Origin of the sequence: uncultured Alsobacter sp., assembly GCF_945952055.1 — a bacterium.
Lineage (GTDB): Bacteria > Pseudomonadota > Alphaproteobacteria > Rhizobiales > Beijerinckiaceae > Alsobacter.
This window is the reverse complement of record NZ_CAMFHB010000037.1, coordinates 26,959-40,960: the sequence shown is the minus strand read 5'-3', so window position 1 is coordinate 40,960 and position 14,002 is coordinate 26,959. Positions and strand designations below refer to the sequence as shown.

Below are 14,002 nucleotides of genomic sequence, written 5' to 3'. Positions count from 1 at the left end.
ATGGTCCGGTCAAGTCCGTGTCCTGCCTGACCAGGATCGGTCGAAGAAGCGATAGCGGCGCGGCATCGTCCTGCTGTATGGCCCTGTCATCGGGGGCTGCGCACGCGGGGGGCGTGGCGGCGGCGCCCGCCATCGCGAACCCGTCGAAGGCGCCGCGCGCGCCCGGAGGCTGTCCCCCGTGCCTGCCGCCCTTCGAGCCGTCGTGCCCCTGCTGGCGGCGGTCTTCATCCTCATCGCAGGCAACGGCATCATCAGCACCCTCGTGCCCCTGCGGGCGACGCTCGAGGGGTTCTCGCAGGCCGACATCGGCTTCATCGGCTCCTGCTACTTCGGCGGCATGCTGGCGGGAACGTGGATGGCACCGGCGATCGTGCGCCGGGCCGGCCACATCCGCGCCTTCGCGGCCTACGCGGCCCTGGCGGCGGTGGCCACGCTCGCGCTGGCGGCAGCCGTGCACCCGCTGGTCTGGGCCGCCATGCGCGGCGTCATCGGCTTCAGCTTCGCGGGCCTCTACGGCGTGATCGAGGGGTGGGTCTCCTCCAAGTCCGACTCCACCAACCGCGGCCGCATGCTGGCCATCTACAACATCGTGCACTTCACCGGATCGGCGGCGGGCCAGCAGGCCCTGCGCTTCACGGACCCGCGGAACTTCGTCCTGTTCTCGGCCGCCGCGTCCTTCCTCATGCTCTCCCTGCTGCCCATGTCGCTCACGCGGGCCGAGCCGCCGCCACTGCCGCCCAAGGGCCGGCTGGAGATCGCCGGCGTGTTCCGCGCCACCCCGATCGGCGCGGTCGGCATCGCGCTGGTGGGGTGGGCTAACGGCGCCTTCTGGTCGCTCGTGCCGGCCTATGTCGAGCGCCTCTCACTGGGCGCGGGCACCGTCGCCACCTTCATGACCTTCGTCATCGCGGGCTCGGCCATCGGCCCCTACCCGATGGGCAAGCTGTCGGACGTGTCGGATCGTCGCTGGATCATCGCCGGCATCGGCCTGGCGACGGGCATCGTCGAGGTGCTGCTCGTGGCGAGCGGCCATCCGCCCACATGGCTGCTCTACGTGTTCGGGCTGGGGCTGGGGCTGACGATCCCGGTGATCTATCCGATCATCGTGGCCCACACGATCGACCGCATGGGCAGCGAGAAGGCCGTCGCCATCTCCAGCACGCTGCTGTTCCTCTACTGCATCGGGGCCATCATCGGCCCCATGACGGCCTCGGCCCTGATCGCGCGCTTCGGCGACGTCATGCTGTTCGTGCACAACGCGGCCGCGCACGGATGCCTGGTGGCCTTCGTGGTGTGGCGCATCGTCCGGCGCGGTCCGGCGCCCCGTGTGCCACTGCCGGAGGAGGCCGCGGGCGAGGCGCCGAAGGTCCCCTGAGGGGACGTCAGGCCGCGGGCGGCGTCCAGGGCGTGCGCATGGTCACCAGCTCCTCGGCGGCCGTGGGGTGCACCGCCATGGTCATGTCGAAGTCGCGCTTGGTCGCGCCCATGCGCACCGCGATCGCCAGGCACTGGATCATCTCGCCCGCGCCCTCGCCCATGATGTGCACGCCGAGAACCCGGTCGCTCGTCTTGTCGACGATCAGCTTCATGAAGGTGCGCAGCTGCGAGCCCGAGAGGGTCGCCTTCATGGGACGGAACGAGGTCTTGAACAGGACGACGTCGCAGCCGGCCGCCCGGGCCTGCGCTTCCGTGAGCCCGACGGTCCCGATCTCGGGCGTGGTGAACACGGCCGAGGCGACGTTGACGTGGTCGACCTCAACCGTCCGGCCGCCGAACACCGTGTCGGCGAAGGCATGGCCCTCGCGGATGGCCACGGGCGTGAGGGCGATCCGGTTGGTGACGTCGCCGACGGCCCAGATCGAGGGCACGGAGGACTGGGAGAACCGGTCGACCTTGATCGCGCCGAGCGGGTCGAGCTCCACGCCCGCCGCCTCCAGTCCGAGCCCGGCGGTGTGGGGAATCCGGCCCGTGGCGTAGACGATGCGCTCGGCCGACAGCCCCTCCCCGTTCATGAGCACCGCGGACACGTTGCCCGGCCGCCCGTCGAGGGAGACGATGTCGGTGCCGGTGACGAGACGGATGCCGGCCTGGCCCAGCGCGGTCATCAGCTGGTCGCGGATCTCCTCGTCGAAGCCGCGCAGCACCTTGTCGCGCCGGATGACGATGGTGACGGCCACGCCGAGCCGGGCGAAGGCACAGGCGAACTCGACGGCGATATAGCCCCCGCCGACGATGATCAGTGAGCGCGGCAGCTCGTCCCACTCGAAGATGTCGTTCGAGCTCTCGGCGAGGTGGATGCCGGGAATGGCCGGCGGCAGGTAGGGCGTGGCGCCCGTCGCCACGAGGATGTGGCGGGCCGTGACCTCGCTGCCGTCGGCGAGACGGACGCGATGAGGATCGACCACGACGGCGCGCTGCGCCACGATGCGGGCCCCGCTCTTCTCCACGTTCGACCGGTAGGCCGCCTCGAGCCGGGCGATCTCCTTGTCCTTGGCCGCCTTGAGGGCGCCGAAGTCGAACGCTCCGCCCTCCGCGGCTGTCCAGCCGAAGCCACGCGCCTCCTCGAACTCGTCGGCGAAGCGGCTGGCATAGACGTAGAGCTTCTTGGGCACGCAGCCCCGGATCACGCAGGTGCCGCCGACGCGATACTCCTCGGCGATCATCACCTTGGCGCCGTGGCCGGCCGCGATGCGCCCCGCACGAACGCCTCCCGAACCGGCTCCGATCACGAAAAGGTCGACGTCGTGCTCGCTCATCGCAGGCGCTCCGGAACGGGGACTGGCCAGTCTGGTGTCGGGCGAAGCCCGATCACATGTCGATGTTCTTCTTCTTCATCTCGGCGCGGGTGCGCGTCATCATCAGGTCGGACAGGCGACGGCTCCACGCCTGCATCTCCTGGAAGAGATCGTCCATCATCTGCGGCTGCGCGGCCACGTAGCGCTGGCCCGCCGGGCTGCGGAAGAAGGTCGCCACCTGGTTGAGTTCGGCCTCGGTCATGCGGCTCGCGAAGATGCGCGACGCGGCGTTCAGCAGGTCGTTCTTCTGCGCCTCGAACTCGGGACGCAGCTGCGTCAGCGTGTTGGTCAGCTCCGTCATGATCTCGGGCCGGGTCGTGGCGAAGGTCTGCCGGAGCTGGTCCATGAACTGGGGAACCACGAACTCGAACGACCGGCCGAGGCCCGAGAGCTGGATGACGTCCTTGGCGATGGCGAGGTGGGAGGCCGTCGGCTGCGCCGGGGCGGCGGGGGCGGCCGGCGCCGGCGCGGCCGGTGCGGCCTGCTGGGCGAGGGCGGGAGCCGCGGACAGGGCGAGGACGAGACAGGCGGTGGCAAAGCGGTTCATCGGGTGCTCCTTCGGGAACGGCCGCTTTCAACACGGCACAGTGGACGCGGCATAAGCGCTGAGGCTGACGGGATCAATCCGCCTTTCCCATGGCGCGAGGGGCTTCGAGCACGACGATGCCGTCGCGGGTGGCTAGAATGGCGTGGGATGCGACCCCCAGGAAGAGGCCGTGCTCCACGACGCCGGTCTGGCCGTCCAGGCGGTCCGCCAGGCCCTCCGGGTCGGCGATGCGGCCGAGGTGGGCATCCAGAATGAGATGTCCGCCGTCGGTGTGCAACGGGCGGCCGTCGGCGTCTCGGCGCAGCACCAGTTCGCCGCCGCATCCGGAGGCGCGCAGGGCGTCGTCGAGGGCGCGGCGGGTGGCCGCCAGCCCGAACGGCACGACCTCGATCGGCAGCGGGAACCGGCCGAGCGTCTCCACCGTCTTGCTCTCGTCGGCGATGACGACCATGCGCTTCGAGGCGCAGGCGACGATCTTTTCGCGCAGATGCGCGCCGCCGCCGCCCTTGATGAGCCGCAGCCGGCCGTCGATCTCGTCGGCACCGTCCACCGTCAGGTCGAGTTCGGGGGTCTCGTCCAGCGTGGTGAGCGGCACGCCGAGCGCATCGGCCTGCCGGCGCGTCGCCTCCGACGTCGGAACCCCGACCACCGAAAGGCCGTCGCGCACCCGCTCGGCCAGGAGTTCGACGAAATGCCGCGCGGTCGAGCCCGTGCCGAGGCCGAGCCGCATGCCGGGCTCGACATGGTCGAGCGCCCGGCGCGCAGCCTCACGCTTCAGGTCATCGAGGCTCAAGGGCGACCGTCTCCGCAACCGCCCCGGACGATCGGGACCGAATGGCGCGGTCTCTAACACGGCCTGGACGGCCGCGGAAAGGCATGCGGCCGACGGCGGCGGCCGGGCCGGGCCCGATCAGGGCTTCTTGACGACGCTGCCGGTGGTGTCGACCGCGGGGGTCTTGCCGGCGTCGGCGATGGCGCCCTTCTCCGGCGGGGTGCAGACCACGCGTTCGTCGAAGACGTAGCAGACGCTCATGGCGCCGGTGCGCATGTCGACGCGAAACACGCCGCCTTCCCGCTCGTGACGGGAGGAAATCAGGCCGTATTCGGACGGCTCCTGCTTGCCGGCGCCGTCGCCGGCGGGGAAGCAGAGGGTCACGCCGAAGGTGCCTTCCTTCTGGCCGTACTGGCAGGCGCCGACCTCGCCGGTGACGCGGTCGATGCGATAGATGCGGTTGAGGTCCGTCTGGGGCGCGGGCATGAAGTCGAACTGGCCGGCCAGCGCGGCGGTCGCCGCACCGGACACGAGGCTCGCCGCGAGAACGAGGGTCCTGATTGCCTTGGTCGCCATACCACGCCGCTCCGACTCAGATGCCGTTGCCGGACCTGCCCGTCCGTGCCCCATCACTCTGGCGATGCCATGGTTAATGAAAGGTTTCGGGGCGTGTTTAAGTTGACGAAGCAGCGCGGCTCGTTCAGACACGAATCATGATCATGCGCGCTGACTCGGCCCACCTTCCGACGATCGTGTTCGACCTTGACGGCACGCTGGCCGACACGGCGCCCGACCTGATCGCCATCCTGAACGTCATCCTGGAGCAGGAGGGGGTCGCTCCCATCTCCGTCGACCGGGCGCGGGACGTGGTCGGCGCGGGTGCGCGGGCCATGATCATGCGCGGGCTCGCCCTGTCGGGGCGAGAGGTCAGCGACCAGCGCCTGGGCGAACTGTTCCGGACCTTCCTCGACCTCTATGCCAACGCGCTGGCGGTGGAGACCACGCTGTTCCCGGGCGCCCGCGAGGCCGTCGAGGCGCTGTCCCAGGCCGGCTACCGCCTGGCCGTGTGCACGAACAAGTACACGATGCACTCGCGCCTGCTGCTCGAGGCGCTGGGCCTGAGCCACCACTTCGCGGCGATCTGCGGGCGCGACAGCTTCGCGTGGTCGAAGCCGGATGCCCGGCACCTGACGCTGACGATCGAGCAGGCCGGCGGCAACCCGCGGCATGCCATCATGGTGGGCGACAGCAAGACGGACATCGACACCGCGCGCAATGCCGGGCTGCCGGTGATCGCCGTCACCTTCGGCTACACGGACACGCCCGTGGACCAGCTCGGCCCGGATCGCATCATCGACCACTTCGACGCGCTCATGCCCGAGATCGTGTCGCTGAAGGCCGCATCGGCCGCCTGACCGCGGCTCACGCCGCCCCGCAAATCCCCTCCTCGGCTCGTTCGCTCGCACCCGTCGGCTGCGCGCCCGATAACCCACGTGCCGTCGGGTTCGGCGGGCGTGACCGGCTTGGCCAGTCCAGCTGGCCCCTCTGCGCGGTCTTGCCGGCCTGGGCCAGGTGCGAGCCCGACCACGCCGGCTCGGCCGCCTTGCCGATGGGCTCCGGCCAAGTCCCGCCGACGCTCCTGTCGTCCTTGCCACAATCCTGCATTGTGTGATGTATTCAATAAAATCTTTACAAGAATAATTCCATCGCCCAGCAGACCGATCCGCAGGCCATCTCTCCACAGGAGAATAATCTTATGCAGATCAAGGTCACGATGCTCGCCCTCGTGGGCGGCGTTTTTGTCTCCGCTCCGGCCTTTGCTCAGGACAAGACCACCCAGGCGGGAAAGCCCGTCCTGATCTGGTCCACCTGGAACTGCCAGAAGCACATTCCTCCGGCGATCTCCGGCACCGCCAAGACCGGCAAGGTGGAGACCAAGTCGGCGGTCGAGAACCGTTGCGGCAGCGCGTCCGAGCCGGTGACGCAGCTCTGGTACACGCCCCCGGCGAACTTCAAGGGAACGGAAGAGGTGATGGTCTATGGCGGCGCCGGCGGCGTCGGCAACAAGGTGCGCGTCACCGTCAAGTGATCGCCGCATCGCACGGGTCGTCGCGGCCATGACCTCGATGGGGGTGCCGTCAGCCGTGCCTCAGTGCGTCGAAGAGAAGAAGTGGATGGTGGGCGATGCAGGGTTCGAACCTGCGACCTTTCCCGTGTGAAGGGAACGCGCTTCCACTGTGCCAATCGCCCAACCGGGTTCCGCGGAACCGGTGCGCGCTTCTAGGCAGCGGCGGGGGGTGGTGTCAAGCGCCCTCGCGCGCTCGTCTCCAAAACCGGTGCAACGGGCAAACTGTGGCACGCTCGCCACATTTATGGCCATAACACGGAGGTGTGATGAAACTCGGGGGGTGGAGTGTTGAATTTGTTTAGGATCCGCCGTTAACCCTCATGGCCGCGGATTAACCGTACTGATTCTCTCCACTCGAGCGAGGCAACTTCGATGCGCCGTTTGGCTCTCGCGTTTGCTGGCGCCGCCGCGGGTTTCATGACCCTGCTGGCCGGTTCGGCCCAAGCGTACCAGATCGATCCCCTGACCCGTCAGCCTCTGCCCGACGGGTTCTCCGAAAGCCGCCCCGCCGCCACGGCGGTGCCGCGGGAGACGGTGTCCTACAGCGGCCGCTATGCGCCCGGCACGATCGTCGTGTCGACGAGCGAACGGCGCATGTACCTGATCCAGGATGGCGGCAAGGCCATCCGCTACGGCGTCGGCGTAGGCCGCCCGGGCTTCGAGTGGGCCGGCGAAAAGACGATCACCGCCAAGCGCGAGTGGCCGGATTGGCGCCCCCCGGCGCAGATGCTGAAGCGCCGTCCCGACCTGCCGCGCTACATGGCCGGCGGTCCCGACAACCCGCTCGGCGCCCGCGCCATGTACCTGGGTTCCTCGCTCTACCGCATCCACGGTTCCAACGAGCCGGAGACGATCGGCCAGGCCGTGTCCTCGGGCTGCATCCGCATGCTCAACGACGACGTCACCGACCTCTATAGCCGCGTCAAGGTCGGCACCCGCGTGGTCGTCCAGCGCTGATCCCGCTCACAGCGGACGTTTCGAATCGAAAGGCCGGCTCACGCCGGCCTTTCTGCTTTTAGGCTCAACCTGCCCGCTCAATCCGTCCGGCGGAACACCAGGAGCTTCTCGTAGCTCTCCTCCAGCGCGATGGGGCGGATCTTCTGCAGGGCCGCCATGTCGCGCTCGGCCACGTCGAAGGCGTAGGAGCCGGTATAGGTCAGGATCCGGCCGCCCGGCTTCAGCTGGTCGAACATGATCGTCGCCACCTCGAGATCGGTGAGCCCGCCATAGGCGTCGTTCTTCTCGGTGCGGAACTCTCCCAGGTGGAACAGCGTCGCGATGTCGAAGCTCGGCAGGAGCCGGGGGTCGAGCTGGTAGATGTCGCCGAAGAAGACCTTGTACGTCCGCGCCACCTCCGGCGTCTCGATCGCCAGCTTGACGTAGCTGTCGTATTCCTGCGGGGCGGCCGTGATGCCCAGCACGGCATTGTTGCTGCCGTCCCGCGCCGTCTCGATCCCGACATGGTGGTGGCCGCCGGTCCCGAAGTGGAAGATCGACGCATCGCGGATGCCCCGGTCCTTCAGCCAGGCCACGAAGTGGACGTCGCACGGGCACTCGCCCGTCCGCAGGTCCCAGTAGGCATCCCAGAAATGCATCTTCGCACCGGGCCCGGCGGTGAGGTCGGGTCGTTCGGTCATGTCGGCTTCCCAAGCATGGCAGGCGCGGAACGACCATCGGGTTCGCCCGTCGCCGTCGACGAGCGTCCGGCTCGCCTCGGTTTCGTGATGGCGCCGTCGGTCTCGTGGACGACGCCCGGGCCGGTGGCCCCGCGCCGCACTTCGAGGCTGCGCGTATAGGCTCCAGCCGGTGCGGCGCCGTTGGACACGTCGACGATGGTCGCCTCGGGGCACTGGCGGGCCAGCACCGCGTAGACGTCGTCGCGATCCTTGGGATCGAGCGCGCTCAGCGCCTCGTCGATCACGACGAGGCCGGGGCGATGCAGCAGCACCCGGGCCGCGGAAATTCGCTGCCGCTCGGGCAGGGACAGCGCGGTCTGCCACCGCGCCTCCTGGTCGAGCCGCGGCATGCAGCGCTCCAGGCCGACGGCGCGCAGCGCGTCCTCGACGTCCGCCGCGTCGAAGGCCGACTCGGGCGAGGGATAGGCGATGGCCGCGCGCAGCGAGCCGTCGGGCAGGTAGGGCTGCGGGCTCATCACCACCGCGTTCAGTCCCGTGGGCAGCATCAGCTGTCCCGTGCCCCACGGCCAGAGCCCGGCCAGCGAGCGCGCGATCACGGACTTCCCGGCCCCGGCCCTGCCGCTCAGATGCACGCGGTCGCCCGGCTCCAGCGTCAGGTCGAAGGGGGCGACGAGGGCCACGCCCCGCTCGTCGCAGGGCGACAGGCGGGCCGCGACGACCGCCGATCCGCGGGCCGTCGCCACGGACGGCCGGAACGGCCCCGTCGCCGGATCGACGGCACCCACCACATCCCCGAGTTCCAGCACCCGGCGGGCGGAGGCAAGCCACTCGGCCACCTTCCAGTAGTTGTCGGCCAGCCAGCCGATGGCGATCTGCACCTGGGCGAAGGCGGAGGCGAGCTGCATGACCTCGCCGAGCGTCAGGTCGCCCGACAGGTACTTGGGCACCGCCATGACGAGCGGGGCGACCGGGATGATGGCGCTGTTGGCGTTCATGACCCAGGTGACGTGGCCGTGCTGGCGCACCACCTCCAACCAGCGCCTCACCACGGTGGCGTAGCCGCGTTCCAGGTTGTCGCGCGCCTGCCGTTCGCCCGCGCCCAGGCTGATCGCGTCGGCGTTCTCGCGGATGCGGATCAGGTCGGAGCGGAAGCGGGCCTCGGCCTCGTTGCGGGCCTCCACGGTGGGCGACAGGCGGCGGCCGACGAGAGGCACCAGGGTCGACGTCGTGACGCCGTAGAGGATCGCCCCGATGACCATGAAGGCCGGGATGTCCCAGGTCCGCCCGCCGACGGTGACCACGAGGTTGCCCCCGACGGACCACAGGATTCCGACGAAGGTGACGAAGGCCAGGATGGCCGTGAACAGCCCGATGGCGAAGTCCACCAGGGGCTCGGTGGCCATGCGCACGTCGTCGGAGATCCGGTACTCCGGATTGGCGACGGCGTCGGCCTCCAGCGCCTGGCGCGCAAAGGTCTCACGTGACAACCAGCCGTCGAGGAGACGACCGGTCAGCCAGGCCCGCCACCGCACCTGCAGTTCCTCACGGGTGCGCACGATCAGCACGCCGACCGCCGCCGCTCCGGCCACGATGCCGCAGAACACGACCACGGCCCTCAGCGCGGACTGGCCGTCGTGCCGCTCCAGCGCATCGAAGAACCACCGGTTCCAGCGGTTCATGCCCACGTCGACGAACAGCTTGAGGACGAGGGCGATGCCGAGCAGGACCGTCAGGCCCAAGGCGATGCGTGCGGTCTCGCCGCGCCAGAATCCGGCCGACAGGCGCATGAACCGGGACGCAAGTCCCAGCTCGAGCGCCCGAACCGCGGCTGGCCCGGTGCTGCCGATCTGCCCCATCCCCACTCCCACCGACCCGGGCGGCTCATTCACCGCTTTTTGATCGGGTCACATCGCCTCAAGCTTAAGGTGTCCGAGGATGCGCGGAAGTGCAACTGTCCGTGTGTGGTTCGTGATCGGGCTGGGCCTATGTGTAGTTCGCCTATTTCACAGTTTTTTGGTGTTCTTGTCGCGGCTGAGGTTCTTTTGTTCTAGCTCGGACAGGTAGGCGGCCCAGCGTTCCTCGTGGCCGCTGCCCAACGCGTGCAGATAGTCCCAGGTGTACAATCCGGAATCGTGCATGTCGTCGAAGACGAGCCGCACGGCATAGTTGCCGACCGGCTCGACGCGCAGGATTTCGACGTCCCGCTTGCCAGGAACCGTCTGGCGCTGATCGGGCGAATGGCCTTGCACTTCGGCGCTGGGACTGGTGACCCGCAAATATTCGGCAGCGAGCATGAACGATGCGCCCTCCTCGAACGTCACGGAGAGCGATCGCCGATCCTTTGACAATCGCAGTTCGGTGGGCCAGTGCTGCTGGTTCATCGTTCGATCACCCATCTGCCGGGGCTGCAAAGCGTTGCCTGGCATCCCATATCTGCAATAGTGCAGCCGCCATGTCCGTCGTGTCCGCCATGTCCTACGATCCCGAGGCCCCTCTCGTCGACCCGTTCGGCCGGGGCATCTCCTATTTGCGCGTCTCGGTGACGGACCGCTGCGATTTCCGCTGCGTCTACTGCATGTCCGAGAACATGACGTTCCTGCCGAAGCAGGACCTCCTGACACTGGAGGAGCTCGACCGCCTGTGCTCGGCCTTCGTGCGCCGGGGCGTGCGCAAGCTGCGCATCACCGGGGGTGAGCCGCTCGTTCGCCGGGACATCATGACCCTGTTCCGGTCGCTGTCTCGCCACCTGGAGAGCGGCGCCCTGGAAGAGCTCACGCTGACCACCAACGGTTCGCAGCTCGTCCGTCACGCGGCGGACCTCGCCGCCTGCGGCGTCAAGCGCATCAACGTGTCGCTCGACACGCTCGACCCGGCGCGGTTCCGGGAGCTCACGCGCTGGGGCGACCTCGACAAGGTGATCGCCGGCATCGACGCCGCGCAGGCGGCCGGCCTGGCGGTCAAGATCAATGCCGTGGCCCTGAAGGGCGTCAACGAGGACGAGGTCGAGCGCCTGATCGAGTGGTCGCACGGCCGGGGCATGGACATCACCTTCATCGAGGTCATGCCGCTCGGCGACATCGAGCCCGATCGCTTCGACCAGTACTGGCCGCTGTCGCAGCTGCGGGCCCGGCTCCTGGACCGCTACACGCTCGAGGAGAGCGACTACCGCACGGGCGGCCCCGCCCGCTACGTGCGTGTGCGGGAAACCGGCGGACGGATCGGCTTCATCACGCCGCTGACCCACAATTTCTGCGAGAGCTGCAACCGGGTGCGCGTGACGTGCACCGGCACGCTCTACATGTGCCTGGGCCAGGAAGACGCGGCCGACCTGCGCGCCCCGCTTCGCGCCTCCGAAAGCGACGAGAAGCTGGACCGGGCCATCGAGGGCGCGATCGCGCGCAAGCCCAAGGGCCACGACTTCGTCATCGACCGCACCACCTCGCGCCCCGCCGTCGGGCGGCACATGAGCGTGACCGGCGGCTGAAGCGGGGGCGTTCTCGTCCCCCCCTCCGGGCAGCTCGTCTCGAGAGTTCTTGAAGCCGTCTCCAGCGCAGCTTCGCGCCTGACTGTTCCAGTCAGCGACCACCCCACCGCCGTCCTGCCCGGGCTTGGCCCGGGCATCCACGACTTTGCCGGGGCCATCCTGAAGTCGTGGATGGCCGGGCCAAGCCCGGCCAGGACGCCGAGAGGGAGGTGCGCGCTGGACTGCCGAACGATTCACACACTCTCAGCCACCGGCCCGCAGGGCGGTCTGTCGACGGATGCGCCATCGCTCCGCTGCACAGTCCTGCGTCCTTGGACCCGGGCGCTTTGCGGCCGGCCCGGGATCAGGACCACGGGGGCTCGAATGAAAGGGCCGGGACCGCTCAGCTCGCCCAGTTTTGCTTGAAGTCGCCGAACAGCGTGATGCCGCCGCAGGCGTAGATGGTCTGGCCCGTGATGTAGCGGGCCTCGTCGCTGGCCAGGAACGCGAAGACGGGGGCGATGTCGTCGGGGGCCGCGGCGAAGCCCATCGGGATATGGCTCTCGACGCCGGCCTTGGCCTTCGGATCGCCGGTCCATGAGGCGTTCATGTCGGTGATCACCGCGCCGGGGCCGACGGCGTTGACCCGAATTCCCTTGTCGGCGAACTCCAGCGCGAGCGTCCGGGTGAGATGGCCGAGGCCGCCCTTGGCCATGGCGTAGGCCACGTAGCCGGGCTTGGGCACCATCTCGTGCACGCTCGTCGTGTTGACGATGCTGCCGCCGCCCGGGCGCGACAGGAAATGACGCAGGGCCGCCCGCGAGCAGTAGGCCGGCCCCTCCAGGTCGATGGACAGCACCTTGCGCAGGTCCGCGGTGACGAAGCCCTCGCCGGGCGTCGGCGTCTGCATGCCGGCATTGTTGACGAGGACGTCCAGTCGCCCCCACGCGGCCAGGCAGCGGTCCACCATGCCGTCCACCGCGGTCTCGTCGGCAACGTCGGCCTCCACGGCCAGGTGGCGGCTGCCGTCGTGGCCCGCCGCGGCGCTCGCGGCGCGGGCCGCGGCGACCACCTCGTCGGCGGCGGCGGCGTCCCGCCAATGGTTCACGGCTACGACGGCTCCCTCCGCCGCGAAGCGCAGGGCGACGGCCCGGCCGATGCCGCGGGACGCGCCGGTGACGAGGGCGAAGCGACCGGCGAGACGAGGGGCGATGGACGACGACATGACGGCTCCGGACCAGATGCGGGAGGCCGCATTCCGCCCGCGTCGGCGCCCGCAGGTCAAGAGCCGCGAGGGCTCAGGCGGAGCGCAGGCGGCCCACGAAGGTGTCGAGTTCGCGGCGCATGGCGGCGGACTGGCCGGCGAGTTCCGCCGTTCGCCGATGCATCTCGTCGCCGGCGGTGCCGAGCCGGTCCAGGGCCGAGCGCATGGCGTCGGCGGCCTCGCCGACCCGGGTCGCGCTGCTGGCCGCCTCATGGGCGTTCTCGGCGATCTCGTTGGTGGCCGCGCTCTGGTCGCGCACGGCATCGGCGATGGAGCGCGCGAAGTCGGACAACTGGCCGATCGTCTCGACCACGGCGGCGATCTGCTCGACGCTGCGGCGGCTGGCGTCCTGGATCGCCCCGATCTGGTCGCCGATCTCGGCCGTCGCGCGGCTCGTCTGAGAGGCGAGCGACTTCACTTCGCTGGCGACGACCGCGAATCCCCTCCCCGCCTCGCCGGCCCGCGCCGCCTCGATGGTGGCGTTCAGGGCGAGGAGGTTCGTCTGCGCGGCGATCTCGGAAATCAGCCCGGCGACGGACCCGATCTGCTCGACCGCCTGGGCGAGATGCTGCATCGACCGGTTCATGGCCGCGACGTCGACCGAGGCGCGCTGGGTCTCGGCAAGGCTGCGCGTGGCCTGCTGGCCGATCTTGCCGATCGATTCCGAGAGCGTGCCGGTCGCCTGCGCGGTGCGGGTGATGAGCCGCACCGAGTTGCGGGCCGCCTGGTCGGCGATGTCGATCTGCGCGCGGGCGTGGACGGAGGCGTCATTGGCCCCCTCGGCGGTGGCGTCTACGGCCTCCGTGGCCAGCGACACCGCCTGCGAAACCCCCGTGGCGCCCGCGGTGAAGTCGGTGATGGCGCGCTCGACCGCGTCGCGGCGCTCCTCGAGCGACTTCTTGGCCTCCGCCTGGTCGATCGCCATGGCGTTCAGGGCATCGACGGCGACATAGCGCATCAGGGCGCTGCACTTGCGCGCAACGGTCCGGCCGGACCAGCGATTCCGGCGGCCGATTTCACCGAACAGGTGGCCGGCCAGCACGACGGCCGTGGCCAGGCGGATGCGCGGACCAAACCTGCCGACGGATTCGCGCGCCACCGTGTCGCGCAGCGCGCGCACGTAGTGCTCGTCCATCGTGCCGTCGAACATCTTGACGAAAAAGTCCGACTGGAACTCGACGAACTCGTTCGCGTGAAGCTCGGCGAACTCGTGAAACCCCGGCAGCCCACGCCACGTCGCATAGTAGTCGGACAGGACGCGGCGAACGTCGCGCGAGACGACGGGCCTCATGTCGCGGACGAGCGCGGTCACCTCGTCGTCGATCGAGAAGGTGTGCTTGCGTGAGGCGAGGTCGTTCTCGAAAGTCATGAAGGCAGTCCGATCGCGAAAATCCCC

Annotated in this window: 14 protein-coding genes and 1 tRNA gene; 5 read left to right on the top strand and 10 right to left on the bottom strand. The window is 69.3% G+C overall.

Features of this window, described 5'->3' with window-relative positions:
- Positions 1-178 precede the first annotated feature (178 nt).
- The gene (locus Q0Q47_RS22715) at positions 179-1,375 is read left to right on the top strand and encodes an MFS transporter (RefSeq protein WP_293865219.1); all 1,197 of its coding nucleotides are present in this window, start codon (positions 179-181) and stop codon (positions 1,373-1,375) included.
- A 7-nt stretch (positions 1,376-1,382) separates the two neighbouring features.
- Here the strand turns inward: Q0Q47_RS22715 and gorA are convergent, their stop codons facing one another.
- The 4 genes from gorA to Q0Q47_RS22695 all read right to left on the bottom strand — a co-directional run bounded on the left by gorA (position 1,383) and on the right by Q0Q47_RS22695 (position 4,690).
- Positions 1,383-2,756 (bottom strand): glutathione-disulfide reductase, encoded by a 1,374-nt coding sequence (gene gorA / locus Q0Q47_RS22710; protein WP_293865217.1) that lies wholly within the window; start codon positions 2,754-2,756, stop codon positions 1,383-1,385.
- Between the two features lie 52 nt (positions 2,757-2,808).
- Positions 2,809-3,342, bottom strand: coding sequence for a DUF2059 domain-containing protein (locus Q0Q47_RS22705; RefSeq protein WP_293865215.1), 534 nt, complete (start codon positions 3,340-3,342; stop codon positions 2,809-2,811).
- A 73-nt stretch (positions 3,343-3,415) separates the two neighbouring features.
- Positions 3,416-4,135: a ribose-5-phosphate isomerase RpiA gene (gene rpiA, locus Q0Q47_RS22700; protein WP_293865213.1), complete on the bottom strand. Its 720-nt coding sequence runs from the start codon at positions 4,133-4,135 to the stop codon at positions 3,416-3,418.
- 117 nt (positions 4,136-4,252) lie between these two features.
- Positions 4,253-4,690, bottom strand: coding sequence for a hypothetical protein (locus Q0Q47_RS22695; RefSeq protein ID WP_293865211.1), 438 nt, complete (start codon positions 4,688-4,690; stop codon positions 4,253-4,255).
- A 143-nt stretch (positions 4,691-4,833) separates the two neighbouring features.
- Between Q0Q47_RS22695 and gph the strand changes: the two genes are divergently transcribed.
- Entirely contained in the window at positions 4,834-5,529 is a 696-nt protein-coding gene (gene gph / locus Q0Q47_RS22690) for a phosphoglycolate phosphatase (RefSeq protein WP_293865270.1), read from the top strand.
- A gap of 341 nt (positions 5,530-5,870) precedes the next feature.
- Positions 5,871-6,203, top strand: coding sequence for a hypothetical protein (locus tag Q0Q47_RS22685; protein ID WP_293865210.1), 333 nt, complete (start codon positions 5,871-5,873; stop codon positions 6,201-6,203).
- An 86-nt stretch (positions 6,204-6,289) separates the two neighbouring features.
- On the opposite strand, the gene Q0Q47_RS22680 is transcribed toward Q0Q47_RS22685, so the two are convergent.
- Positions 6,290-6,364, bottom strand: a tRNA-Val gene (locus Q0Q47_RS22680).
- Positions 6,365-6,659: 295 nt separating this feature from the next.
- Between Q0Q47_RS22680 and Q0Q47_RS22675 the strand changes: the two genes are divergently transcribed.
- Complete coding sequence (locus Q0Q47_RS22675) at positions 6,660-7,199, top strand: L,D-transpeptidase (RefSeq protein ID WP_293865267.1); 540 nt, start codon at positions 6,660-6,662, stop codon at positions 7,197-7,199.
- Between the two features lie 77 nt (positions 7,200-7,276).
- On the opposite strand, the gene Q0Q47_RS22670 is transcribed toward Q0Q47_RS22675, so the two are convergent.
- The 3 genes from Q0Q47_RS22670 to Q0Q47_RS22660 all read right to left on the bottom strand — a co-directional run bounded on the left by Q0Q47_RS22670 (position 7,277) and on the right by Q0Q47_RS22660 (position 10,260).
- Positions 7,277-7,879, bottom strand: coding sequence for a hypothetical protein (locus Q0Q47_RS22670; RefSeq protein ID WP_293865208.1), 603 nt, complete (start codon positions 7,877-7,879; stop codon positions 7,277-7,279).
- The gene (locus tag Q0Q47_RS22665) at positions 7,876-9,735 is read right to left on the bottom strand and encodes an ABC transporter ATP-binding protein/permease (protein WP_293865206.1); all 1,860 of its coding nucleotides are present in this window, start codon (positions 9,733-9,735) and stop codon (positions 7,876-7,878) included. The genes Q0Q47_RS22670 and Q0Q47_RS22665 overlap by 4 nt, the downstream gene beginning before the upstream one ends.
- Before the next feature lie 147 nt (positions 9,736-9,882).
- Entirely contained in the window at positions 9,883-10,260 is a 378-nt protein-coding gene (locus tag Q0Q47_RS22660; RefSeq protein WP_293865204.1) for a DUF971 domain-containing protein, read from the bottom strand.
- A 71-nt stretch (positions 10,261-10,331) separates the two neighbouring features.
- Between Q0Q47_RS22660 and moaA the strand changes: the two genes are divergently transcribed.
- Positions 10,332-11,363: a GTP 3',8-cyclase MoaA gene (moaA, locus tag Q0Q47_RS22655; RefSeq protein ID WP_293865202.1), complete on the top strand. Its 1,032-nt coding sequence runs from the start codon at positions 10,332-10,334 to the stop codon at positions 11,361-11,363.
- Positions 11,364-11,745: 382 nt separating this feature from the next.
- On the opposite strand, the gene Q0Q47_RS22650 is transcribed toward moaA, so the two are convergent.
- Together Q0Q47_RS22650 and Q0Q47_RS22645 are read right to left on the bottom strand one after the other, a co-directional pair.
- Entirely contained in the window at positions 11,746-12,567 is an 822-nt protein-coding gene (locus Q0Q47_RS22650; RefSeq protein ID WP_293865200.1) for an SDR family oxidoreductase, read from the bottom strand.
- A gap of 73 nt (positions 12,568-12,640) precedes the next feature.
- Positions 12,641-13,975 carry a methyl-accepting chemotaxis protein gene (locus Q0Q47_RS22645; RefSeq protein WP_293865198.1) on the bottom strand — a complete coding sequence of 445 codons (1,335 nt, stop codon included), beginning with the start codon at positions 13,973-13,975 and terminating at the stop codon, positions 12,641-12,643.
- Positions 13,976-14,002 lie beyond the last annotated feature (27 nt).